General features: G+C 66.2%; 20 protein-coding genes. 7 read left to right on the forward strand and 13 right to left on the reverse strand.

What is annotated here, in order from left to right; all coding sequences use genetic code 11:
- Window positions 1-378: 378 nt before the first annotated feature.
- The 7 genes from ACX12D_RS28495 to ACX12D_RS28525 all read left to right on the forward strand — a co-directional run bounded on the left by ACX12D_RS28495 (window position 379) and on the right by ACX12D_RS28525 (window position 6,042).
- Window positions 379-1,605 (forward strand): amine dehydrogenase large subunit, encoded by a 1,227-nt coding sequence (locus ACX12D_RS28495; RefSeq protein ID WP_459374413.1) that lies wholly within the window; start codon window positions 379-381, stop codon window positions 1,603-1,605.
- Window positions 1,602-2,225 carry a MauE/DoxX family redox-associated membrane protein gene (locus ACX12D_RS28500; protein ID WP_459374414.1) on the forward strand — a complete coding sequence of 208 codons (624 nt, stop codon included), beginning with the start codon at window positions 1,602-1,604 and terminating at the stop codon, window positions 2,223-2,225. Before ACX12D_RS28495 ends, ACX12D_RS28500 begins: the two co-directional genes overlap by 4 nt.
- Window positions 2,226-2,232: 7 nt before the next feature.
- Window positions 2,233-2,820 carry a methylamine dehydrogenase accessory protein MauD gene (gene mauD, locus ACX12D_RS28505; RefSeq protein WP_150984382.1) on the forward strand — a complete coding sequence of 196 codons (588 nt, stop codon included), beginning with the start codon at window positions 2,233-2,235 and terminating at the stop codon, window positions 2,818-2,820.
- 19 nt (window positions 2,821-2,839) lie between these two features.
- Window positions 2,840-3,361: a methylamine dehydrogenase light chain gene (locus tag ACX12D_RS28510; RefSeq protein ID WP_459374415.1), complete on the forward strand. Its 522-nt coding sequence runs from the start codon at window positions 2,840-2,842 to the stop codon at window positions 3,359-3,361.
- Entirely contained in the window at window positions 3,358-3,813 is a 456-nt protein-coding gene (locus tag ACX12D_RS28515) for a c-type cytochrome (protein WP_459374416.1), read from the forward strand. Before ACX12D_RS28510 ends, ACX12D_RS28515 begins: the two co-directional genes overlap by 4 nt.
- A gap of 1 nt (window position 3,814) precedes the next feature.
- The gene (locus ACX12D_RS28520; protein ID WP_459374417.1) at window positions 3,815-4,300 is read left to right on the forward strand and encodes a c-type cytochrome; all 486 of its coding nucleotides are present in this window, start codon (window positions 3,815-3,817) and stop codon (window positions 4,298-4,300) included.
- A gap of 296 nt (window positions 4,301-4,596) precedes the next feature.
- Complete coding sequence (locus tag ACX12D_RS28525) at window positions 4,597-6,042, forward strand: amidase (RefSeq protein WP_459376548.1); 1,446 nt, start codon at window positions 4,597-4,599, stop codon at window positions 6,040-6,042.
- A gap of 78 nt (window positions 6,043-6,120) precedes the next feature.
- Here the strand turns inward: ACX12D_RS28525 and ACX12D_RS28530 are convergent, their stop codons facing one another.
- The 13 genes from ACX12D_RS28530 to ACX12D_RS28590 form a co-directional block, all read right to left on the reverse strand.
- A complete protein-coding gene (locus ACX12D_RS28530; protein ID WP_459374418.1) occupies window positions 6,121-7,443 on the reverse strand; it encodes an XAC2610-related protein in 1,323 nt (440 codons plus the stop codon).
- A gap of 135 nt (window positions 7,444-7,578) precedes the next feature.
- On the reverse strand, window positions 7,579-8,184 hold the full coding sequence (gene tssJ, locus ACX12D_RS28535; RefSeq protein WP_459374419.1) for a type VI secretion system lipoprotein TssJ: 606 nt from the start codon (window positions 8,182-8,184) through the stop codon (window positions 7,579-7,581).
- A 59-nt stretch (window positions 8,185-8,243) separates the two neighbouring features.
- On the reverse strand, window positions 8,244-9,275 hold the full coding sequence (gene tssG / locus ACX12D_RS28540; protein WP_459374420.1) for a type VI secretion system baseplate subunit TssG: 1,032 nt from the start codon (window positions 9,273-9,275) through the stop codon (window positions 8,244-8,246).
- 20 nt (window positions 9,276-9,295) lie between these two features.
- The gene (gene tssF / locus ACX12D_RS28545) at window positions 9,296-11,119 is read right to left on the reverse strand and encodes a type VI secretion system baseplate subunit TssF (protein ID WP_459374421.1); all 1,824 of its coding nucleotides are present in this window, start codon (window positions 11,117-11,119) and stop codon (window positions 9,296-9,298) included.
- A gap of 23 nt (window positions 11,120-11,142) precedes the next feature.
- The gene (tssA, locus tag ACX12D_RS28550; RefSeq protein ID WP_459374422.1) at window positions 11,143-12,717 is read right to left on the reverse strand and encodes a type VI secretion system protein TssA; all 1,575 of its coding nucleotides are present in this window, start codon (window positions 12,715-12,717) and stop codon (window positions 11,143-11,145) included.
- 26 nt (window positions 12,718-12,743) lie between these two features.
- The gene (locus ACX12D_RS28555) at window positions 12,744-16,313 is read right to left on the reverse strand and encodes an ImcF-related family protein (RefSeq protein WP_459374423.1); all 3,570 of its coding nucleotides are present in this window, start codon (window positions 16,311-16,313) and stop codon (window positions 12,744-12,746) included.
- A 20-nt stretch (window positions 16,314-16,333) separates the two neighbouring features.
- Complete coding sequence (locus tag ACX12D_RS28560; RefSeq protein WP_459374424.1) at window positions 16,334-17,509, reverse strand: hypothetical protein; 1,176 nt, start codon at window positions 17,507-17,509, stop codon at window positions 16,334-16,336.
- A gap of 42 nt (window positions 17,510-17,551) precedes the next feature.
- Window positions 17,552-17,809: a PAAR domain-containing protein gene (locus ACX12D_RS28565; RefSeq protein WP_459374425.1), complete on the reverse strand. Its 258-nt coding sequence runs from the start codon at window positions 17,807-17,809 to the stop codon at window positions 17,552-17,554.
- A 24-nt stretch (window positions 17,810-17,833) separates the two neighbouring features.
- A complete protein-coding gene (locus ACX12D_RS28570) occupies window positions 17,834-18,847 on the reverse strand; it encodes a DUF6708 domain-containing protein (RefSeq protein ID WP_459374426.1) in 1,014 nt (337 codons plus the stop codon).
- Window positions 18,847-19,842 (reverse strand): DUF6708 domain-containing protein, encoded by a 996-nt coding sequence (locus ACX12D_RS28575; protein ID WP_459374427.1) that lies wholly within the window; start codon window positions 19,840-19,842, stop codon window positions 18,847-18,849. Before ACX12D_RS28575 ends, ACX12D_RS28570 begins: the two co-directional genes overlap by 1 nt.
- Window positions 19,842-20,837: a DUF6708 domain-containing protein gene (locus ACX12D_RS28580; RefSeq protein ID WP_459374428.1), complete on the reverse strand. Its 996-nt coding sequence runs from the start codon at window positions 20,835-20,837 to the stop codon at window positions 19,842-19,844. Before ACX12D_RS28580 ends, ACX12D_RS28575 begins: the two co-directional genes overlap by 1 nt.
- Window positions 20,837-23,443 (reverse strand): T6SS effector BTH_I2691 family protein, encoded by a 2,607-nt coding sequence (locus ACX12D_RS28585; RefSeq protein ID WP_459374429.1) that lies wholly within the window; start codon window positions 23,441-23,443, stop codon window positions 20,837-20,839. The genes ACX12D_RS28580 and ACX12D_RS28585 overlap by 1 nt, the downstream gene beginning before the upstream one ends.
- The gene (locus ACX12D_RS28590) at window positions 23,440-24,354 is read right to left on the reverse strand and encodes a DUF4123 domain-containing protein (RefSeq protein ID WP_459374430.1); all 915 of its coding nucleotides are present in this window, start codon (window positions 24,352-24,354) and stop codon (window positions 23,440-23,442) included. The genes ACX12D_RS28585 and ACX12D_RS28590 overlap by 4 nt, the downstream gene beginning before the upstream one ends.

Below are 24,354 nucleotides of genomic sequence, written 5' to 3' on the forward strand. Positions count from 1 at the left end.
GCAGCCGCTCTTGCCGCCGCTACTGCCACCCCGGCTGCGGCGCCTTCGCCCTCCTCAGCCCCACTGCCCATTCTGCTCCGTTTCCGAAAACGGATAAGCCTTCGCCTGAGCATTAACCCCCCAAATGGCCCTGCATGCACAGCAACCGTGCAGGGTCGCCGTGGCGCCGGATGGCGCGCACCGCGGGCAGGCGCGCCCGCCGTGGCATGTGGGCGCCACGCACCGCAGGCCGCCATGACGGCACGCACCAGCGTGCCACGCAGGCGGGCCGGCATTGGTGAATATCCCCGTGCCGCCGTTGCCGATTTCGGATAACGCCCGCGCCGCCCCCGTTCGTAGACTGGCCCCATTGCAAAGCGCATCCCAAGGAGCCATCCAGTGAACGAGGTAAGCACCAAGGCCATCACCCGACGGCCTGGCGTGGTACGCGGATTAGCCGCAGCGACGATGTTGAGCGTGCTAGCCTTGCCAGCCGCCGCCGCCCCCAATGCCGGCCACGCCAGCGATGCCACCAACACCGGCGAACTGCAGCCGGAAACCCTCTCCGTGCAGCCGCTCGCGCCCGCCGACGATGGCCGGCTCTACATCTCCGATGTGGCGTTCAAGCACATGGTGGACGGGCGCCTGCACGTGGTGGACGGCAAGCGCATGCGCTACCTTGGGCTGGTGCCCACCGCGTTCGGCGGCCAGAGCGTGTTGTCCCCGGACAAGCGCACGCTGTATGTGATCTCCACGTTCTACACGCGGCTCGCGCGCGGCGAGCGGGCCGATGTGGTGAGCCTGTACGACACCGCCACGCTGGCCTACCGCAGCGAGATCGTGATCCCGCCCAAGCACGCACAGTCACTGAACTACCGGGGTATCGCCGCGGTATCCGCCGACGGGCACTTTCTCTATGTGCAGAATGCCACGCCCGCCACCTCGGTCAGCATCGTCGACCTGCAGGCCGGCAAGTTCGTGGCGGAGGCGCAAACCCCGGGCTGCTGGGGCATATTTGCCACCGAGGCGTCCAGCCAGCGTTTTCGCACCCTGTGCAGCGACGGCACGATGCTGACGGTGACGCATGACGCCGCCGGCCAGCCCAGCGGGCAAAAGCGCAGCGCGCGCATGTTCGATCCCGATGCCGATCCGGTCTTCCTGCACAGCGAGCGCGTGGGCAACACGCTGACCTTCGTGTCCTTCAACGGCAACGTCTACAGCGCGGATCTCTCGGGCGAGACACCCGTCTTCGCGCAGCCCTGGCCCGTGGTGGACGCGGCGGACCGCAAGGCGGGCTGGAAGCCGGGCGGCTACCAGTTGTTCGCGCTGCACGCGGCCACGGGCCGCCTGTACCTGGGCATGCATCCGCGCAGCAAGGAGGGATCGCACAAGACCCCCGCCGCCGAGATCTGGACCATCGACCTGGCGCAGCACAAGCGCATCGCCCGCGCGCCGGGGCAGAATGCGCTGGCGCTCACCATCACGCAAGGGCCGCAGCCGACGCTGTATGTGCTGGACGCCGCCAAGGCCGGCGTGGTGTCGCTGGACCCGGCCCGCGGCCTCAAGCCGGTGGCGCGCCTGGACCAGGTCGCGGAGAACGCGGTGCAGCTGGAGCTGCATCAATGAGCGCCGCCGCCGTGGTCTCCGACGTGTTGCGCGATCCGGTCGTGGTGGCGGCGTGTTCCGCCGCCGCCGCACTGGTACTGGCGCACTCCCTGTGGCCCAAGCTGCGCGACTTCTCCGGCTTCTGGGGCGCCGTCAGCGCGTACCGGCTGGTGCCCGACGCATGGTCGCGCCCGGTAGCGCTTGCCTACCTGGGCGCCGAGACGGCCAGCCTGGCCGCGCTGGTTGCCGCGCCGCTGCACCCGGGCGCGGCGCTGCTGACGGCATGCGTGGTGGCGGTAGCCAGCGCAGCGGTGGGCATCAACCTGCTGCGCGGGCGGCGCGACATCCGCTGCGGCTGCGGCAGCGACGCCGACAACCTGCGGCTATCAACCGGCCTGCTGCTGCGCAACCTTGGCTTGCTAGCCGTGCTGGTGCTGGCCACGATCGCGGCTGCCGGACTGGCAGCCGGCGCGGCACCCCGTGCGTTCACGCGGCTCGACACCCTGGCCGCCGGCTTCTGCGCGCTCGCGCTGTTGCTGCTCTGGCTCGGCGTCACGCAATTGCTGGTCAATGCCGACCGCGCTACCCGCCGCACCGGCCACCTGGCTTCCAGCCACCCTACGCATTCCACCCTCTCGTGAGACTCCCATGACTGCCCTTGTGATTGCCAATATCGTGCTGTGGATCGCCGTGCTGGCGCTGCTCTTCGGTTTCTATGCCCTGGCCCGCCAGGTCGGCATCCTGTTCGAGCGCGTCGCGCCGATGGGCGCGCTGGTGATCGACGCCGGCCCGCGCGTGGGCGAGGCGCTGCCGCCCTTTGCCTTGCAGGATGTGCGCGGCGGCCCGGTGGCGGTGGGCGGCGCGCAGCCCCGCAGCACGCTGCTGTTCTTTCTCTCGCCCACCTGCCCGGTCTGCAAGAAGCTGCTGCCGGTACTCAAGTCGATGCAGGCCAGCGAGGCCGGCTGGCTGCGCGTGGTGCTCGCCTCCGACGGCGAACAGCCCGAGCACCTGGCCTTCCTGCGCCAGGCAGGGCTGGAAGCCTTCCCCTATGTGCTGTCGCCCGAGCTCGGCATGCACCTGCAGATCGGCAAGCTGCCGTACGGCGTGCTGATGGACGAGCGTGGCACGCTGCGCGCCAAGGGCCTGGTGAATTCGCGCGAGCAGCTGGAGAGCCTGTTCACCGCGATGGACCTTAACGTGGGCTCGGTGCAGCAGTTCCTGGAAACGCGTGCCTGAAGGCAGGGAGAGAAAAACCATGTGGATGGACCGATTCTTCGAACACCAGACCCGGCGCGCGGCGCAGCGCACGAGCCGGCGCAGCGTGCTGGCCACGCTTGGCAAGGTCATGGTGGGGACCATGGCGCTGCCAGTGCTGCCCTTCGACCGCAGCGCGCACGCGGCGGGAGCGCACGGCAGCAAGGCCGCCGGCCCGCAAGCGCAGGACGAAACCGCGTGCGACTACTGGAAGTACTGCGCGGTGGATGGCTTTCTGTGCGCATGCTGCGGCGGCACTTCCACCTCCTGCCCGCCCGGCACCGAGCCTTCGCGCGTGTCGTGGGTCGGCACCTGCCACAACCCGGCCGACGGCAGGGCCTACATGGTCAGCTACAACGATTGCTGCGGCAAGACCACCTGCGGGCGCTGCGAGTGCAACACCAACGAGCGCGAACGGCCGGGCTACCGGCTGGGCGTGCACAACGATGTGAACTGGTGCATGAGCAACGACAGCACCATGTTCCATTGCACCACCTCGATCATTCTCGGAGTCCAGGAATGAAGCGGCCTCTCTCACACCTCGCGCTGTGCCTGGCATGCGTGGCGCCCGCCAGCATCGCCCTTGCCGAGTCGCTGGCCGACCAGGGCAAGGCCTTGTTCGGCACGCACTGCGCCGCTTGCCACAATGCCGATGCCTCCGGCATTGCCGGCGTGGCGCCGCCGCTGGCCGGCGCGCTGCGCGAGCGGCTCGCCACACCGGCAGGCCAGGCCTACCTGGCCAATGTGCTGACCCACGGCCTCGCTGGCCCGATCCAGTCGCAGGGCCAGTCGTTCAACGGCGTCATGCCCAGCTTCGCCACGCTGCCGGATGCCTCGCTGGCCGCCGTGCTGTCGTGGCTGGCGGTGAGCAACGGTGCGCCCGAGCAGGCCGTGACCACCGATACGCTGGCCCGCGCACGCGCCGAGCGCAAGACCCCGGGCGCCGTGCGCAAGCTGCGCGAGGCGGGGCAATAGCATGGCATCGCGCAGAGCACGCACCTTGCGCGCGGCCGCGCAGCGCGGGCTGTGCCTGCTGGCGCTGTCCACGCTGGCCACGACCGCGAGCGCGCAGGCCGAGCTGCGCCACGCGCGTGACAACTACCTGCTGCACTGCTCCGGCTGCCACCAGCCCGATGCACGCGGCAAGCCTTCGGCCGGCATCCCCGACATGCGCGAGACCGTGCCCTTGCTGCTTGCCACGCCGGCCGGGCGCGCGTTCCTGATCCAGGTGCCGGGCACCTCGGCCTCCGCCCTGAGCGACGCGGAGATCGCCGGGCTGATGAACTGGCTGATGCCCGCGCTCACCGGCCACAACGACGTGCAGGCGTTCAGCACCGAGGAGGTGGGCCGCTATCGCCGCCAGCCGCTCGACGACGTGAGCGCGCACCGCGCGGCGATCCTGGGCAGTGGCCCGACGCCGGCGCCGGACAAGACCGCCCGCGCGAGCGCCGGGCCAATGTGACAAACTCACGCAAACAAAGACGCGGGACAAAAAAAACCGGAACGAGGAACGACACGATGACCCCCACAGGCAACACAGACCGTGATAGCGGCAATGCGCGCAACGCCGTCAATGGCCCCGCCCCCGGACAACCTTCGCGGCGCCATTTGCTGGGCCACCTGGCAGGTGCCACGCTAGCCGGCATCGCCGCTGGCGTAGCTGCCAGCAGCGCCAGCGCGGCGCCCCCCGCCGGCAAGAACGGCGCACCGGGCGCATCCGGCCCCGCCACCACGGCTGGCGGCCCGAATCCCATCGTCATGATGCCGGCCTGGCAACTCTCGCGCGAAATCCATGCCCGCAAGCTGTCGGCCCGCGAGGTCATGGCGGCCTACCTGGACCACATCGCACGGGTAAATCCCGGCGCCAACGCCATCGTCGCGCTGCGTGAGCCTGAAGTGCTGCTGCAGGAAGCCACCGCCTGCGACCAGGCCCTCGCCGCTGGCGGCTCCGCCGGCTGGATGCACGGCATGCCGCAAGCCCCCAAGGACCTGGCGCTCACGCGCGGCATCCGCACCACCTTCGGCTCACCCATCTTCCGGGACAACGTGCCCACGGCGGACGCCATCATCGTGGAGCGCGCACGCGCCGCGGGCGCCGTGCTGATCGGCAAGACCAACACGCCGGAGTTCGGCCTGGGCTCGCAAACCTTCAACCCCGTCTACGGCGCCACCCGCAATCCCTTCGATGCAAGCCGCACCGCCGGCGGCAGCAGCGGCGGCGCGGCCGCCGCGCTGGCACTGCGCATGCTGCCGGTAGCGGACGGCAGCGACTTCGGCGGTTCGCTGCGCAACCCGGCCGGCTTTTGCAACGTCTACGGCATGCGCCCCAGCGCCGGCCGCGTGCCCTACGGCCCCGCCCCGGAAGTCTTTATCCAGCAACTCGGCTACGAAGGGCCCATGGCCCGCACCGTCGCCGACGTGGCCCTGCTGCTGGCCACACAGGCCGGCCCCGATGCGCGCACGCCGCAGGCGCTCGCGCAGGACCCAGTACTGGCCACGCTCACCCCGGCCAATGTGGCCGACGTGCTGAAGACCAACCTCAAGGGCAAGCGCGTGGCATGGCTGGGCGACTGGGACGGCTACCTGCCCATGGAAGCCGGCATCCTGCCGCTGTGCGAGGATGCCCTCAACGCCTTCCCGGCCTTTGGCGTGCAGGTGGAAGCCATCAAGCCCCCGTTCTCGCCGGAACGGCTCTGGAAGACCTGGCTGGTGCACCGTCATTTCCTGGTCGGCAACGGCATGCTGCCCTTCTACCAGGACCCGGCCAAGCGCGCGCTGCTCAAGGACTCCGCGATCTGGGAGATCGAAGGCATGCTCAAGCTCAACGCAAGCGACGTCTATGCCGCCAGCATGGAACGCAGCGCCTGGTATCAAGCGCTGCTTGCCGTGTTCAAGCAGTTCGACTACATCGCGGTGCCGACAGCGCAAGTCTTCCCATTCGACGTGAACCAGCCCTGGCCGAAGCAGATCGCCGGGCGCGAGATGGACACCTATCATCGCTGGATGGAAGTGGTGTTTCCCTGGACGCTGTCGGGATGTCCGGCGATTAGCGTGCCGGTGGGATTTGGGCCGCAGGGGTTGCCAATGGGGATGCAGTTGATTGGGCGGCCGCGGGACGATTTGTCGGTGTTGCGCCTGGCGCGGGCCTATGAAGAAGAGCGGGATTGGGTGGGGAAGCGGCTGCCGTCGGCGATGATGGGGTAAAGCACCGCTTGAGGATTGCGCATTCAACGGGCCATCCCGCAAGCGGCAGGCGGGGTGCGCCACGCCGTCCCTGGTGTATCACCGCTTCGGCTTTGTTCGTCGTGTCTGGTAATGCAGCTCCCCATTACGCGTGCGGCCTATGGTTGTCTCCAGCCATTTGCCGTCGGCCGTCAGGCTTTCGTCCCAGGTCGAAACCAGCGTCAGTGTTCTGCCGACGTAACGGAAAGTTTGCGCCGAGTGGCTGCAGCAGCTATTGCGCTGCGCCGAGTGAACGGAGCGCGTGCGGGAGTCGATGACGATCTGCGACAGTCCCGACAAGATCTCATCAAAAACAAACCGTCGCCGGGCAGCGTCAAACAGGAAGAAGTTCTCAGTGCTGTTCGGCCCGGCACCGCCCGACATGCCAAAAATCGCAATGTCCGGATGGCCGTCGAAATTGGCGTCCACCACGCGCAAGGCATCCGCGGGCGCCGCAAAGCCGGGATCGGAATCAAAGTCACGAATGACCTGAGTACGAACTCCGGATTTCCGATCGATGATCTCAATGGCGACCGCATGCGGAGAGTCGGATGTCAGCTCGTCCTCGATAAATGCAACGCGAAACAGGAAATTGCTCGTTCTGGCACGTTGCGCAACCCAATTCACTGCGACCGCATCGTCGCGGTCGATCCAGCCGTGGGTGATCGAGCCGTCTCGCCCGACGCGTTCGATTTCGTACCATTGCCCATCCGTGGAGAGGACGGGAACATAAGTCCCCGCGCCGAGACGGGTCAGGATCGTGTCACGTTCGGCTCGGGCAAACAGTGCCACCTCCTTGGTGAGATACAAGATTGTCTGGTAAGGCCGGACCCTGTCGAGTGCAAAGCCATCCGCGTAGTAAGCCATCTCATAATGGTTGACCCCCTTGCCATATGCCTCGGGGCTGCAAACGCCAAGCGCGCAAGCGCCGACCTCGTCGGCCGTTGGCTTGCGTTGTGGCCGAATGGTCTCGGTGCCCAGGTAGGTCTTCCTGGGCTGCCAGGTCACGGTGAACGCCGCCGCCGTCCGCTGTTTCAGCAGTGCCTCAGACTCGTTGCTAATGTTGGTTCGGCAGAACGGCTGAGATGCCGAGTAGTCGTTCCAGCCCGGAAAGGCGTAGGCCACGCATAGCTTGTTCGCGGAGTTCACGTCGGTCCTGTAGTCCTTGTCTACAAGAAAGTGAACCCTGTTGCCGCCCGAACCGGGTTCGTGCGACACCACGGCATAGGTGATATCCGCCGACTTGGGCAGGGCGTGCTCGAAACGCTCCTTGAAGCGGCTTGCCTCGGCTTCCGGCATTCTGTTGGCCGGGCTCAGATGGGAGTCTGGCTCGACACGATAAATGCCTGGCACCAGGAAATCGTCCGCGAACGCCGGATTCAAGCACGCGATAGCGAGGGCCAGAGCGAGGAAAGCAGCTGAAGTGGCAGAAGTGGCAGAAGTGGCTCTAAGGCATTTGGGAAGTAGCACGGCGATATATCAGGAAATTGCGGGAATGCAGTCGTCATAAGCCGCAGCTTAACTTACATGTGGCGCAATGTACTCACTATCGCGGAACGTGCTGGCGAAACGCACAATGACGCCGCCATCCACGGCGCCCGGACCGTCAAAGCTGGCTCCCGCCAGCTCCAGCGTGCTGCCGCGCACCTCGATCCTCACCGGGTCGGTCTTCTTCCACTGCTTCTTCGGCACCACCAGCTTCCAGACCGTCTCCTTGTCAGGGCTGCGGAAGAGCGCGATGACTCCGACATACTCCGCCTCGGCATGCATCGGCTCGCTCAGGCTCACGCTCGCATCGGGGCGCAGGATGACGTCCTTGGCCGCCAGCAGATCGGGCTTGAGGGAAACGAGATCATTCGTCTGCAACTGCGCGTAGCTCAGTTGCTCGAAGGCCTGCGGCGTCTTCAACTGGTAGATCCGCACCACCGTCGACAACGATTGCCCGGCGCCGTTTGTATTTAACGACGACCGGCTGGTGAGATCGAGGCGCAGGGTCTTGACCTGCGTCGTGAAGGCCCATTTTGCCGCCTCCACCGTGCTGTCCTTTACGGCCTGGCCCACGCCGCAACCGGCTATATGCGTGGCAACCAGCAGTAGGCCGCCGTTTCGAAGCTGTCGCCTCATCGTGTTGATCCTCTTTGTGTAGCTGTAGCGTTTTGCCGCGTTTCATTGACAGTGCGGGTTCAGCGTTGCGTTGGCAGCGCCGAGCTGTGCCCGCGCCAGTTGCCGAGCTGCACACGGGTGACGGCATCGCTGGCGCCCGTGGCTTCGGCTTCGTCGGGCTGCCTGAGCTGCGTGGTGTAGCCCAGGCTCACCTGGTCAGAATTCAAGGCCGGTGCCGGCATCAGCGCTGGCCTGACGTGCATCTCCAGATGCGCGTGCGCTTCATACCCCAGGTAGAAGCGCAACAGCGCCGTCACCTCCCGGTGCATGGCACGGCCCGGCATCAGCCCCAGCACCGAGTCGCGTGCCTGCGGCGCGATCACCACGCGTACGGTGTTTGCGCGGTCATAAAAGCCGCGCCCGAGCACACAGTTTTCTCCCAGCGGCATCCGCTCGGTGGCATCGAGGCGCACCCACACGGGGTAGAACTCCTCCACCGTGATGCGCGCGTCCGGCACGGCATGCTGCAGCACGCCGGCAAGGCCTTCGGCGGTGCGTGTGCGCTGGCTGGCCAGCCCTAGCATCGACAACAGCTTCCGTGTGGGGACGGTCTCTTCGGCACCCGGCTTGCCCAGGCCCAGCCCGAGCAGGCTCAGCAGGTAACACGACACGTCGTCTTGTCCGCCGCGCCGGAAGCCCACCGGATAGCGGTACTTGCGCGCGACGCGGTAGAACTGCGTGACGATCCGGTGGTGAAACAGGTCCAGGAAGGCCGCCAGCGGCTCTGCCCCGTCGCGGCGCTGGGCAATCTCGTCCACGAAGTAGGAGGGCATGCGCGCATCCACGCCGTAAAGGCCCAGGAAGGTGGTCCGCACCACCGGCGGCCGCTCGGGGTGGTCGCCATCGTGCTCCACCGCGTCAATCTCCCGTCCCGGGAAGCCCAGCCGCCCATGCGAGCGGAAACGCACCGGTTCATTGGCCGGGGAATCGGTCGTGCCCAGCGGCGGACACTGCGGCGCAGACAACTCGATCAGCTCGCAGAGCCGGAAGAAGTTCATCTGCGGCGCTTGGGCAAGCAGCGCGGGCAGCAAGGCACTCTGCCGCGCTCCCATTGCAGGCAGACTCGGCAGGCTCAAAACGGTGCCCCCTCTGCCTTGCTGTCGGGCCATGCCAACCGCTTGCCGCTTGGCTGCGACACGATCACCAGCCGGGTATACAGATTCAGCGTGGCGTAGAGCGACAGGAAGCGGTTGAGCATCTCGCCGAAGAGCTCGACGTCGCCCTCGCCGGCAAAGCGGGTGCTGTCCAGCACCACCTCGATCTCCACGCCACGCAGCAGGCCGCCCTTGACGAGCTTTTGCAGGGGCCGGTGCCGCACGTCGGTGATGGCGTCGATGCGCCGGCGGTTCATCTCGCCTTCCGTCCAGTCGTAGAGGGCAAGACTGCCGCGCAGGACTTCGGCATCGAGCAGCGACAGGTAGTTTGGCGCCAGGTGCGACAGCACGCGCCAGTGGAAGCGGTCAGCGGTGGGCGGGTACACCGGCAGGGTCGGCGCCGTCAGGTTGCGCACCGCGCCGATATTGGCGAACCCGCCCCGCATACGCGTGATGCCGGCCTCGCGCAGACCCTTGCGGGGCAGCATGCCGTTGGTGCCCGTGACCGACAGCGACAGCGTCTCCTCGGGCAGGGTCTGTTGCTGCTCCCAGGCATGGCCGCCCAGCACCACCCAGGTGTCGAACTTGCCCGAGGGCCCGCGGCGCATGCGGGTGTGGAAGTAGCGCTCCGGCATCTCGTGGCGCAGCATGCCACCGCGGTGGCGAAAGGCGGCGAACGGCGCGTACTCGAAGCGCGCGCCGCTCGCTGCCTCGAAGCCCCGCACGGTGTCGACCGAGTACGCTTCGACATGCTGCCCGTGTTGCTCCATGGCCCGCACCCGGTACTCGGTCTCGACGTGCGTGACCTTGATCGGATCCGCTTCCAGTCCGAACAGGTTGATGATGGGCGTGCAGAAGAGCCGCACATTCTCCGCCGAGAAGCGCAGGTCGTCGGGGAAGGGCTTGGCCAGCACCACCTCCACGTCAACATGCGCCGTATCTGGCGGGATGGCGCCCATGTCCAGCCCGACCAGGTCCACGAACATGAACTTCTCGGGAAAGGTGAAGTACTCCAGCAGCAGCTGGTAGCCACCAAAGGCATTGTCCGGCTTGGGCCACAGGCGTGCCTGCGCGTCGAAGCCGGCTGCTTCCAGCGCCAGCCCGGGCATGGCCTGGGGCGCGCCCGGGCGTTCCGCGGGGTAGCCGGGGAAGCGCACCTGCATTGCCTGCGGCTGAGCGGTGAGTGCGGCGTACAACGCCAGCGCCAATGGCCGGTCGGCATGCAGGTAGAGCCGCAGGCGCGGCACCGCCAGTTGCTCGCGCAGTGCCTGCGCCTGTGGTTCGAGCCTTAGCCGGATCACCGAGCGGCCATCCTCGCGCGCGTAGGCGTTGGCCTCGGTCAGGCGCAGCGGATACAAGTCGACCGCTTGCGTGGTCCGGTAGATGCATTCCACCGCATCGTTGCCACCGCCTGCCTGGGTGCCAAGCGGCACAGGGTCGGACAGCACCTCCAGTCCGGCCGGCAGGGTTTCGTGGCGCTGCAACGTGTCGGTGTTCGGAGACAACTCGAGGATCGACAGCGACGGGATCATGCGCAGGTAGTGCGGCCACAGCATGCTGACCAGCCCTTCGGTCAGCTCGGGCAGCTCATCGTCCAGCTTATGGCGCAGCCGCCCCATCAGGAAGGCGAAGCCCTCGAACAGCCGCTCGACATGCGGATCGCGCTCGCCGACGCGGTCGATATTGAGCATCCGTGCACGGTCGGGAAACGCCTGGGCGAACTCCTTGCCGGCTTCGCGCAGGTAGCGCATTTCCGCTTCGTAGTAACGCAGGATGTCGTTGTCTTGGGTGGGATCGGTCATGAGGCTGTCAGTTAACTCGCCGGTCAGGCGATGGCCACGGCACGGGCCGGGTCGATGGCGGTCAGATCGCCGGCCAGGGCATCGATACGCTGGGCAAGGGCGGCCTTGTCCACATCCTTGCGCGTCATGCGGGCCTTGAGCAAGCGCAGCAGCTGTTGCTTGGCCTCGAATGCGAGTGAAGGCTCCCAGGTGGTCAGCTGAAAGCGTTGCGCGCTCATCTCGAGGGCGCCCAGCAAGTGCAACGCCGTGTCCGCGCGGCCCACACGCTCGGCCACGCGCGCCATCACCAGTTGCCGCACGAAGCGGTCGCGCTCGCCGTCCGGCGCCGGCAGGCCCTGCAACCAGGCGAACGCGGCATCGAGGCTCTGTTGGGCGGCGAGGTCCGCCGCCTGGGCTTCCGTCTCCGCCCAGTCGGTGCTGGCGGATGCGACCGCTACCGGCGCCATGGGCTCGCCGCGCTCGACATCGCGCACGGTGGCATGGCGCGCGATCCACGCCAATGTGGTGTCATCCGCAAACGGCGTGCCGTCCGTGAAGGCCAGTTGATCGAGGCCGGGCAGGCGTTCGAGCATGAGTGCGCAGTCGGTGGCAAGCCAGTCGCGCGCGCGGGCGTACGCGCCGCCTGCCTGATCCTGGGCCGTGAAAGCGTAGTACTGCAGGTCCAGCCAGAAATGATTGGCGCCTTCGGCAAAGGCCTGCTCGACGCGGTCGAGCAGTTCCGGCCACTGCTTTTGCAGCATCAGGCGCTTGAGCTGGGCCCGCAGTTCGGCGCGCGGCGCCACCAGGCGCGTCTTGCCGCTGTGCTCGTGCGGCGGGATCTCGGTCAACGTATCCCACCGCACGCAGCGCATCAGGCGGTAGGCCGCGAGATAGCCCTGCGGTTGCTGGCGCAGGTACTGCGCCATCTGGCGCGCCCGATCCAGCAGATCGCGGGTCGAGGCCACCTCGCCCAAGGCGGGCAGGACCGAGGCGGCCGCAGGACCGGATGGCGCGTCCCCACCCGGGTTGCCGGTGGCCGCCGGTGATTCGACCCGGCCCTCGAAGCGACGGATGAGCCCATCCAGCGCCGGGCGAGCCGGTTCCGGCCACTGCGCCGTGCGCTCCAGAATCAGCGCCAGTGCCGACAGGGTGCGTTCCAGCTGCGCGCCGGCCAGGCCTGGCACCCGGTCGAGCCGGTCGGTGAACGTCGCGCCGGCCAGCCATTCGAGCGCCGCCTTGCGGCTCTCGGCCCGGGCGGGCAGCAGCCGGGCGCCAAAGCGGTCGACCAGTGCCGACAGCAGCTCGAAGCCGGCGGCGACCCCTTCCGCGCCATCGCGCCGCATGCGCCCGTAGACGTAATACACGGCAAGACGCAAATCCTTGGCGGTCAGCTTGAGCAGCCGCTCGGCGGACTCGACGATCAGCGTGTCGTTCACGCCGGACAGCTTGGCCACCTCATCCTTGATGGCGAGGAAGCCGTCGTCGTAGCCCGGATCGTCGCCCGCCGGGGCGTCGGGACGGATGGGTTGCAGCCATGGGTCCCAGCGCGCCTGTGTGGAGCGAGCGAGATCCGCAGGGGCACGCGAGCCGAAGAGCGCGTTGAGGAGCTTGTTGAACATGGTTTGTCGTTTGTCCCTGTTTGTCTCTACTTGCGCGGACCAGGCGTGGCCCGTGCCGCGGCCTGCGGCTCCCGGCCCACGAAGATCCGCGTTGGCAGCACGAAGCCCCGCAACGCCAGCAACTCCAGCGGCCCCTGCCCGACCTCGGTGCGCATCAGGTAGCGCACCGGATAGATCACGTCCGCCGCAACGGGCGCCTGGGCGCTGCGCGCGGTCAGGCTGTCGGGATCGTCGGCGAAGGTCCGGCTGTGCGCATCGGCCTGGCGCTCGGCAGCGGCCTTCGGCGCGCCGGGCTCTTCCAACGCATCCGGCGCTTCCGGCCTCGCCTGCCACGTCAACTGGTAGTTCGCGCTATCCACCGGTTCGATGTGCGCCCGCTCCAGCATCCGCACCAGGCCCCAGCGGCCGCCGAACTCATAACTCTTGTTGGTGCCCGCGCGCTCGGTCTGCCATTGCAGCCGGGTACCCGGGTCCTGCAGGTTCTTGCCCGGCCACGTCATCGCCTGCCACGTTTCGCGCTGGTTGTAGTAGTGCAGCGTCTGCCCATCTAGGGTCAGCAGCGTGTCGGTCAGGCCCGGGGTCGGGATCGGCTTGAACTCGAAGCGGTACTGCGGCTCGCCCTGCGCCAGCAGGTGCGCCGCCATGCGCTGCAAGGTGTTGATCGCGTTGAGGAAGGCCGGATCGAAGGACTGCGCCTGCCCGCCGGTGGCCGCCGGCAGCCACTGATCGCCCTGCAGCTCGAGCACGCCCGCCAGCTGCGTGCCGAGGAAGGACCCGATCAAGCCGCTGTGCGGGCGCAGGAAGCGCGCCAGCTCAGTCAGCGAGGCATCGTTGGCGGTGTCCGCAAACGGATAGCGTCCGGCAAACGAGCGGCTCCATGTCATCGCGATGCTTTGCCGCCACGCGTCGTTCAGGCTCGCCTGCGCCGGTTGCAGCACCGTCTGCGTCGCCTGCACGATGGGGCGCACGAACAGCGTCTCGCCCATGCCCGCCCACTGGCTGCCGAGGCTGGCCGCCATCAGCTGGGCATAGGCCTGGGTGTCGGCCAGTTCCGAGCCCTTGTCCTGGAACAGCGCCTGCGCCATCTGGCGGGCCTGCGCATCGGCATCGGCGCTGTTGCTGACCTGCTGCAGGCGCAAGCGCAGTGCGGTCGCGCGGTCGAGGAACCGTTGCAGGCTCAGGTCACCGCTGACGCCCGCGCTGGTGCCCGCATGGGTGGCAGAGTTGGTGCTGCCGGGCTGGCCCTGCGCCACCAGCCGCAGCACCGGGCCAAAGGCTGCGCCCAGTGGCCCCGCCGCATCCGGCTTCGCCACCTCCGGCCCCGCCGGCTTCTTGCCCAACAGGTCCTGCGTCTTGGCCACCAACGTGTCGGACAGCGAGTCCTGGCGGGCGCCGGCGCCACCCTGGTATGCGAGCGACTTCATCAGCGCGATCACCGGCGACTGGCGCGCGTCGGCCATCAGCTTGAGCTGCGCGATCGCGGCCGGCAGGGTGGGCGCGGCCTCCCACTGCAGGCTGTTCATGAAGCCCTGCCAGTGCTCTGCGTAGTCGGCGAAGTACTGCTCGGTCAACGCGGCCTGCAGGGCTTCGGCCGAGCGGCTCTCAGTCTGCTGCTGCGGCTGCTGCGGCTTGCCGTCGGTCAGCACCCAGTCATTGGCGATCTCCGTGCGCCTGGCGGCCTGCTCGATCGCGCTCGCCACGTAGCCCTCATAGGCCTGGCGGGTGAAGACCCCGGGCACGATGGCAGCGGCTCGCACCAGCCCCCGGGGATCGGTGCCGGCGGTCAGCGCCGCCAGGGTCTGGTCCGGATACTTGCTGCCAGCGTGCTCGCCAAAGGCCTGGATCACGCCCCGATAGACGGTGTCCTCGGCGTTGCGCTCCCCGATCACGGCCAGCAGCGTCTGGCGGGCGCCGGCCACCAGCTCGGGCCGCGGCGCGATGCGCCCGGCCGGGTTGGACTTCAAATGCGCCGCATAGAAGGTGAGCAGGCGCTCGGCGAGGTCCTGCCGAGCGCCCGGCGTGATCCGGGCCTCGGTGGACCAATGCTGCACCAGTTGCGGGGCCAGGAAGGCCGGCTCGGCCCGTTCGGGGTTAGCCAGCATCAGATAGGTCTTGAGCGCCTGGTGGCCGCCCAGCGCCACCCGGTTGGTTGCCGCATCCAGCACCGTGGTGCGCAGTTGCGCGAGATCCACCAGCGATGCCTCCAGATCCCGCTGCACGGGCGCGACGAGCAGCTCGCGGCTGGCCTGCGCGTAAGGCTTCCACAGCGCGGCGAGGATCGCCGGATCGCGATTCAGGCCAAAGCGGGTTGCGAGCGGCGCATGATGCTGGGTGCGGTACGCGTAGCGCTCGATCTGCTGCTGCAAGGCAAGGAGTGCGCGCAGGCGCGCGGCCGGGTTGGGGGCCGACTGGACATCCTGAATCACTTGTTGCGCAGCGCTGACGTCTTGCGCGTTGCGCACGCCGGACACCAACATGCCGGCGCTCCACAGGCCGATGGCCGTCAGGCCCACGACGGCAGACACCGTGACCGGGTGCCAGCCAACGCGCTGTCCCGGCTGGCGGCGGGCGGCTTCGCCCAGGTAATGCCAGAGCGGCAGGTCGGCGCTGCTCGGCACGTCCGCATCGCCGGCGACAGGCCGTGGATACGGCGCAAAGACGATGCCGTCCACAGGGATGCGCCGGCGCTGCCGGCCCCCCAATCCGGCAATCCAGTCGGCGAGCGCTTTGCCGCGGGTGTCGAGCCGCTGGGAAAGCTCTCCCATATAGCGGTCGCGGTTGCCCTCCATCAGCTGCGCGACGACGCGCTGAGCCAGCTGGTCGCGCAGCGTCCGCAGCGCGCCATCGATGGCGTCCGCGTCGGCCTGGCGCGGCAGCTCGCAACCGATGACCGGCATGAGGCCGTGGCCCACCGTTCTCGCCTCCGCCACATCGAGCAGGTAGACCGGGGCGGACCAGCGCAGCAATTCGGCGATGCGCGCGAGGCGCATGCCATCGGGATGGGTGCCGCGGCGCTGCGCCTGCAGATCCGCTGCACTGTCCGTTGCGAGAATCACCGCGTCCACCGGGCGGCGGCGGCGCAGCCGGTAGAGCTGCTCGAGCCAGTCGGCGTCCGGCCAGCCCTCCTTGTTGGTCTTGCTCCATAGCAACACCGCGTCGGGGGTGATCAGCCAGCCTTGTTCTGCCAGTTCGGGCAGGAGCCGGGCGATGGCGGCGTCGTCGCCGGTGAGCAGCAGCCAGGGCTGGCGGTAGCGCCAGCACCGGCCGTGCTCGACACGCAGGCAAGCGCTCAATCCCCCGAGATCGGCATCGTGACCAGCGGGCGCCGGCGACGACGCTGCCGTATCCGCATCGGGGGAAGCCTGGCGATGCGCCGCATCGAATTGCTTTCCCCATAACCTCGACAAAACAGCATTGATCGCACCGCACACGAAGAACAGCGCGATCACAGCAACCAGCACGATGACCTGCGCACGCCATTTTGCTTCCGGTTGCGCGAGACCCAGCATCTGAACATCCAGCCAGATCATCAGCGTAGCGACAACCAGCACCACCAGTATCATGAGCGTCGAACCTCGACGCAGGCCTTGAATCATGTTTCCGTCCCGGTGAAGAATCAGGTGTTGGCTGGAGCGACCACCAGCGCGCGGTGATGGCCGTTCTCAGAAATGGCAACCAGCTGCGGCTGCCGTTCCCCCTGGCATCGCTCGATGGCTGCCGCGGCGGCCAGCCACCCGGCAGCCATGCCGGTATGGCCTAACGCCATATCCAGGTCAAAATGCACCAGCTCCTCGGCGTTCGCGGAGCCGGCACCCGCCCGATCGGCTGCGGCTGTCACGGCATTCAGGCCGGAGGCATCCAGGCCGCCGGTCCACAATCCGCCGATCTGGCCTGCGGCCTGCTTACCCCACAGCAATGCGTCGGCGCACCGCGCATCCACATCGGCCTGGGCGAACGCCACAGGACGATGCAGATTCGCCACCGGCGTCGCGTCGTGTGGCCGCATGCCTTTTGCGAGCAGCACCGCGGCCACGGCCTCCCCGGTCTGGTCCAGCGGCGTCTGGTGGAGCTGGAGCGCGACGACAAGAAACACGCTGCCGCTACGCCCGGTTTCCTGCGTGTCGAGCCATTGATCGAGTATCAGCAGGCCAGCCTCGGCTTCGATCATCCGAAGGCTCGCGATGATCGGCAGATCGTCGTCTGCCGCCTCCCGCCATGCCTGCTCGACGAACGCGGCATCACCCCCCGCACTCACTTGCAGGCAGACATGGATCGGCACCTTGCGTGGCATGGCCTGCAACCGTGGCGCCATGCGTTTCAGCGTGCGCCTGAACAGCGCTGTCAGCGAAGCCGCGTCGCCACACCGTCCGCGCACAGCTTCAGGCAGCATCGAGCATCGAACCGGATCGCCATCCTCCGGTGGATAGACCGCCTGCATGCCTTCGCCGCCGTTTGCCAGCTTGTCACCCAGGTCAGCGTCGCCCATCGCCGTTTCGTACACGGCATCCAGAACCGCAATCGGGCGCTGTCCGCGCAGGGTCTCCGTCCTCAGGCGGTCCTCGCGGCGGCGATTGCGATCCCGCGCGTAGTTGGTCTTTCCATCATGAACGTACAGGCGCAGCCCGAGCAAGAATGCCCACGCAAGCGTAGGAAACACCAGCAGACAACTCCAGAACCAGTTCCCGGACGCCGGCGTGTCTTTCGGCCACGCCAGCAGCGTCGCCACCGCGCCGGCGCCGATCATGCATCCCAACAACAACAGCCACACGACCTGGCGTATGGGCGGCGGCATGGGAACAGCTGCGGGCACAGCATCCAAATGCACTGGCATGGCTCACCCGATATGCGCGTTGGCGAACGACGCGATCAGACGGCATCCGCATGCACACCGGTGCCCATGCAGGGCAACGGGGACCCCACCGTCGCGAAAGGTTTCGGAGCCTTCGATGATCTCGTTCTCCCCATGCAGCGGACACGACACCCGGTCTCCTTTCCGGGCCACGCCCCGCTTGCCAAACTTCATCGTCGTCGACCCGGTCAGTACCTTACCGCCATGATCGTTGTCATCGCCTATGCGTGCTATCTGAGCCATGCGTATCTGCTCCCACTTAGTGTGCTATTGGCCATCCTGCTGGCATGGCCCGTTCAGTCCCTGTGTATCCCGCCAGCTTTGCACGCGCCCCGCCTGCTCGATCTCCGGGGGAAATCGCGGCTCCACGCACAGCAGCATCGCCAGCCAGTGCAAGGCCGCACGCACAAGATCGACCGGCGCGAGCAGCGGCAGTATCAGCCACCATAGCGGACCACCGTGGATCAGCCGCTCGGGGTACAGGTAGAACATGTTCAGCAGCGAGTACTGCGGCCACACTCCTTTCCACAAGCGCGGAAACGGCTTGGGCACGCTGTCCGCCCCCTCTTCCATATAGCGGCGGATATATTCCCACCACGCGCGCCCCCGGGCCGCATTGCCTGCCGCACGTCCGATGAACACCATCCCCAGCGCCTTGCGCGCCTCCACGTCGACCCAGCCCAGGATCAGCCGCCCGCTACCGCTGTTGGCCTCCTCTTCACTCACCGGGACGGACGACATCGCTGCCTTGTTGTCCAGCGCGGCCTGCGCGGCATCCCAAGCGTAGGTCTTGATGCCACCTGCAAACAATGGGGTGTGGACATAGACCTTGCGCGTTACCCGGTTGAAGCGGATCAGGATACGGCGGCTCGTGAAGTAGTCTTTTCGCAGAATAGGCAGGACGAGCTTTTTGGCTAGCCAGAGCAGAAAGAGAGTTGATGAAATGAAGAGTACGCCGACTATGTTGTGCTCACTGCCATATGGATCCCCGTTTGGACTTGTTCCGAGAATCCAATCAACAATGATGTACAAAGAAAAGTAGGCGCTGAAGAGTATCAATGCTGCCGGTATGAATGCCACCGCGAAACCGACAAGGCCCCGCTGCCCTTCAAAATGCCCGCACACCTCAAGAAACGTCTCGTTCTTCTGGTACACCGAGCAGTTGCTCGTCACCTTCTCCGAGGCGCGCTGGTCAAGCGGCATGCCCCCCGTCACCGATTCATCGTCATCGAGGTAAACCCCTTCCTTGATCACCTCATTGGTCGCTTCTTCGATCCACATTACAGGTTCTCTTTCGATACGACACCGAATGCGCCTTGCACGCGCCCCGCCTGCTCGATCTCCGGCGGGAACCGCGGCTCCACGCACAGCAGCATCGCAAGCCAGTGCAAGGCCGCGCGCACAAGATCGACCGGCGCGAGCAGCGGCAGTATCAGCCACCACAGCGGGCCACCGTGGATCAGCCGCTCGGGGTACAGGTAGAACATGTTCAGCAGCGAGTACTGCGGCCACACCCCTTTCCACAAGCGCGGAAACGGCTTGGGCACGCTGTCCGGCCCCTCTTCCATATAGCGGCGGATATATTCCCACCACGCGCGCCCTCTAGCCGCATTGCCTGCGGCACGTCCGATAAACACCATCCCCAGCGCCTTGCGCGCTTCCACGTCGACCCAGCCCAGGATCAGCCGCCCGCTGCCGCTGTTGGCCTCGGCCTCACTCACCGGCACCGGCGACATCGCCGCCTTGTTGTCCAGCGTGGCCTGCGCGGCATCCCAGTCGTAGGTCTTGATGCCGCCTGCAAACAAAGGGTTGTGGACATAGACCTTGCGCGTCACCCGATTGAAGCGGATCAGGATACGGCGGCTCGTGAAGTAGTCTTTTCGCAGGAGGGGAAGGACGAGCTTTTTGGCCAGCCAGAACAGAAAAAGAGTTAGCCCAATGTGGAGTACACCGACTATGTTGTGCTCACTGCCATATGGCTCCCCGCCCGGCCACGTTCCGCGAATCCAATTACCGATAAAGTACAAAGAAAAGTAGCTGACGAAGAGTAGCAACGCTGTTGGTATGAATGCAACCGCGAAACCGGCAAGCCCCCGCTGCCCTTCAAACTGCCCGCACACCTCAAGAAACGTCTCGTTCTTCTGGTACACCGAGCAGTTGCTCGTCACCCGCTCCGAAGCGCGTTGGCCGTGCGGCATGCCACCGGCAAGCGAGACGTCCTCGTCGATTGGTAGCCCATCCTTCAGACCAAGATTGATCGCTTCTTCGATCCACATCACGGCCTCTCTTTCGATGCGACATCGAATGCGCCTTGCACGCGCCCCGCCTGCTCGATCTCCGGCGGGAACCGCGGCTCCACGCACAGCAGCATCGCCAGCCAGTGCAAGGCCGCGCGCACAAGATCGACCGGTGCGAGCAGCGGCAGTATCAACCACCATAGCGGGCCACCGTGGATCAGCCGCTCGGGGTACAGGTAGAACATGTTCAGCAGCGAATACTGCGGCCACACCCCTTTCCACAAGCGCGGAAACGGCTTGGGCACGCTGTCCGGCCCCTCTTCCATATAGCGGCGGATATATTCCCACCACGCGCGCCCTCTAGCCGCATTACCTGCGGGACGTCCGATAAACACCATCCCCAGCGCCTTGCGCGCTTCCACGTCGACCCAGCCCAGAATCAACCGCCCGCTGCCGCTGTTGGCCTCCGCCTCACTCACCGGCACCGGCGACATCGCCGCCTTGTTGTCCAGCGTGGACTGCGCAGCATCCCAGTCGTAGGTCTTGATGCCGCCTGCAAACAATGGCGTGTGGACATAGACCTTGCGCGTCACCCGGTTGAAGCGGATCAGGATCCGGCGGCTCGTGAAGTAGTCTTTTCGCAGGAGGGGAAGGACGAGCTTTTTGGCTAGCCAGAGCAGGAAGAGAAACAGTGAGATGAGGAACACTCCGGCCAAATCGTGATCCCAGCCGTAGGGTTGCCCATCAGGCATGGTGCCGCGAATCCAATCACCGAGGGGAAGGGAACACAAGTACCCAAAACCTATGAGCATGCCTGCCGGGATAAACGCAACTGCAAAGCCGGGGAGCCCGCGCTGGCCTTCGAACTGTCCACACACCTCAAGAAACGTCTCGTTCTTCTGGTACACCGAGCAGTTGCTCGTCACCCGCTCCGAAGCGCGTTGGCCGTGCGGCATGCCACCGGCAAGCGAAACGCCCTCGTCGATTAGTAGCCCATCCTTCAGACCAAGATTGATCGCTTCTTCGATCCACATTACGGGCTCTCCTTCAAAGCGACATCGAATGACTTCATTTCCTCGTCGAGGCTACCGTATGGCTTACCTGCGTCCTTGTCATGAATGAGGGTTCCCCACAGTCCGCGGTACCCATCCTTTGACTTGCTGAACTTGCAGCGCGTCAGCCACACCTGCATCTTGTTGTCCGAGACAGCGAGGATTGCCAACTCTCCCACCTGTTCGACGATGAGCGCCCAGCCAATGAACCCCACCACTATCTCTGCCCCAACGCGCACCGTGGTCTTCAAGCCGAATAACGCCGCCTCCGCAACGGCGCGCTTGGCAATTCCTGCACCAAGCCTTGTTGCCGACCATCCTATCCAGTTCTCGCCCAGGATGGCTCCGATCCGCTGAAGCAGCGGCCCGCTATACAGGACACCCACATAGATCGATCCGGCGGCGGCAACTCCGTTCATCGCCGCCTTGCTGGCCAGAGCGAAAACTGCGAAGGTCCTCCCTTCTTGCCATGCGCCAGCCGCATCAACCAAGCTCTCAACCGCCACGACCCCCGCCGCGAATCCACCCAGCGTGCCGCTAGTGAGCATCAGATGCTCGAACCATGCCGATGCGGGCTTGACGATCTTGCTCAGGCTCGCCACGGATACGGCAATCGCACCTGCCGTCGCGGCGCATGCGGCATACAGGTCCCACTGCTCCCGGCTGCCGGGCGACTTCCCCTGCGCCGCGGCGTACCTGAGCGCGAGATTCCAGCTTTCGATCAGGGCGAGCCCGGTACCGAAGCGCAGGGCGGCAAATTCACTCTTGTTGGCCATCATCGCCTGCTTCAGCGTGGCGCGATGGGCCTGCGCCTCCGCCACCGGTATGTGCGCCTTGGACGCATAGCTCGCGTTGAAGACGCCAATCACGGCATCGGCCGAGCCCTGCATGAATGCCAAGGCGCCGCCGCGCAGATACAGGACGAACGCGTACAGCTTGTCCACCGCGCCGCTCGTTCTCGTGAGCGCCGTCTGGCCCACCGTCGAGAAGAGCAAGGCGCCGCTGAGCAACTTGGCGGGAACCCCTGCGGTGATCGCTGGAAGCATGCCTTGCTCGGCCAGCTGCGCGATGGCGTTGGCCTTGTCTATCACGCCGGCAACGTTGGACACCATTTGCTGCAGCGATGCGGCATCGATGGTGGCCTTGCCCTGCAAGGCACCCACGGCTTTCCTGAACTCGTCGATTGCCGCCTTCTGGTTGAACAGCATCTGCCGGTTCAACAGGTTCGTGTTGGCCACGCTCGCGTCCCGCGCCCACTCGCGCAGCATGGCTTCGCCGCCTTTCGACGTCGCCAGCGCATAGGTGCATAACGAAGCCTGGTACTCGAACAGCAGGCCGCATTCGATATTGTCCGGGTGATAGTGCTCGAATGCGTTCATCAGCGCGCGGCTTGTCAGCCACGCCTTGAGATCGGCGAAGCGCCTTTCCACATCCGCGAACCACGGCGCGAGCTTCTCTTCCACCGCTTTGAGCGTCCTTGCCCGCCTGGGCTCGTCATAGCACGATGCATAGCGCCCCCATGCGGCGTCCTGCCTGCGCTTTACCCAGCCCTGCGGATCGCGCTGCCACTCCAGATAGGCCGGATTGATGCCGATCTTGGCCGCCATCAGCGGATTCGACGGAAATTTCTCCGGTGGCTCGGCTGCCTGGCTCAACACCCGCTGCTTCAGCCCCATGATCCGGTATGACGTCTCCATCTCCCACTCGTGAGGCTTCATGGCCTGCTGCAATTGCACGTCCAGCGAGCGATGCCGGAAGTTCAGCTCCTGCGTGATGCCGATCGGGTCCCACAGGACCAATGCCGGGCTCTTCATCTGCCCGAGCTGCCTGGCCAGCGCCGTCAGCCGTTGCCGGTGGCGGTCAAAGTCGGCCGCTCTTTCGCCCGGCCCGCCCATCAACGGGAACAACTGCCGTGCAAACGGCGCCCGGCCTGCCTTTTTCGGGTCGCTGGGCGAGACCGTGTCCATGCCATCGGTATTGAGCTTGAACTCGGCGACCCATTTAGGCAGATCCTGCGCGGCGAGGACATGCGCATGCCCCTGCCAGCTTTGCGGGGGCAGTTGCTGCATGCCGAGCTTGTCCTTCGCGCGCTTGTCCAGCATCTCCATCGGCAGCACGTCCGGAGAGAACAGCACGTGGATCGACTTCACCTGATCGATCTTTTCGATCGAGACGAAGGATGCGCCAACGCCGTCCGTTGCCAGATCGCAGGTAAACACCGGAGGCACGGCCGGCGGGTTGCCCACCGGAAAGCTGGCCAGCATCCCGCCGGCGGACGCGGAGTAGGCCTGCCACTGAGGCTGGCCGGTCTTGCGGCCAACCAGCACGTACACGAATCCCTGGCGCAGCATGCGAACCGTGTAGCGCGATGTCACGAACGCCTTGTCGACCACCCCTTCACCGAGCGGATGCGACATCGCTGGCCACATCGGCACGTGCGCGTCGTCCACCCCGCACACCACGGCGTAGCGCAGCGGCAAAAACTTGAAGCCTTCGGGCTTGCAGAAGGTGCAGTCTTTTTTCCCCGTCGATGCTTTTGGCGGAACGGTCGATCTGATCGTATTGCTGATTGCCTGCCGGTTTGTCATGCGCCAATGCTCTCCGATCCATCCTGCTTCAATTCGCTCCACACTTGCTCGGGGAGCTGGTCCAGTGAATCCGCCAGTGCCGTTCCCTGCGCTCCCACTCCCGCCATCGCTTGCGCGACGGCAGGATGCCGGTCGAACTCCGGGTGAACGATGAGTGAATAGAGCGCGAACGTCATCACGTCGGGAACCTGCGTGATCCCGCTTTGCGCCGCACGCGCGATGGCAGCGTCCATCTCGTCTTCCCGAGCGGCAGGCAAGGGCGCGCCCATGGTCTTCTCATAGGCGGCAAGCGACCTGTTGAAACTCTCCAGGCTGGCGATGCGTGCCCACTGCTGTTCTGTCAGCGTCAGGCCGGGTGGCACGTAGGGTGCCGGCGGCTGGGTCTGCAGATCGGCCAGGTGGCCGAACCTGTCCAGGGCAAACCAGTGCTCGACCGGGCCAAGCAGCTGCTGCCGCTGCTCAGGCTCCAGGAAGCGGTTCAGGCGCGGCAAGACGCGCGGATCGATGTAGCGCAGCAGGACAGGTTCAAACTTCGCATTGCGCTGCTGCATCGCGGCGACGAGATGCCGCGGCACATCCGCGGCGATGCCCCGGGCAAACAGCCAGCCGCACACCGCCGGGTTCGGCATGGCCTTGGCATCGGCATCCTCTGCCGCGCCGGCTACGCGAATGGTCTCTTCCAGCAAGGCATCGCTATCCTCGCCGAGCGCCAGCATTTTCGGGCAGGGGAAGGCCGCATCCCGCATCTGCGGATCGCGCAGCGCCCACTGCCGGCCCGATGGAACGCGCCCCGACCAGCTTTCCAGCGGCACGCTTGCGCACAGCGGGTCAACCACGACGAACACGTGGCGAAAGCCATGCATGTCGCGCAGCGTGCGCAATCGCTCCAGTATGTTGTGTACCGTGTCCAT

It is taken from the genome of Cupriavidus sp. PET2-C1 (assembly GCF_054515855.1).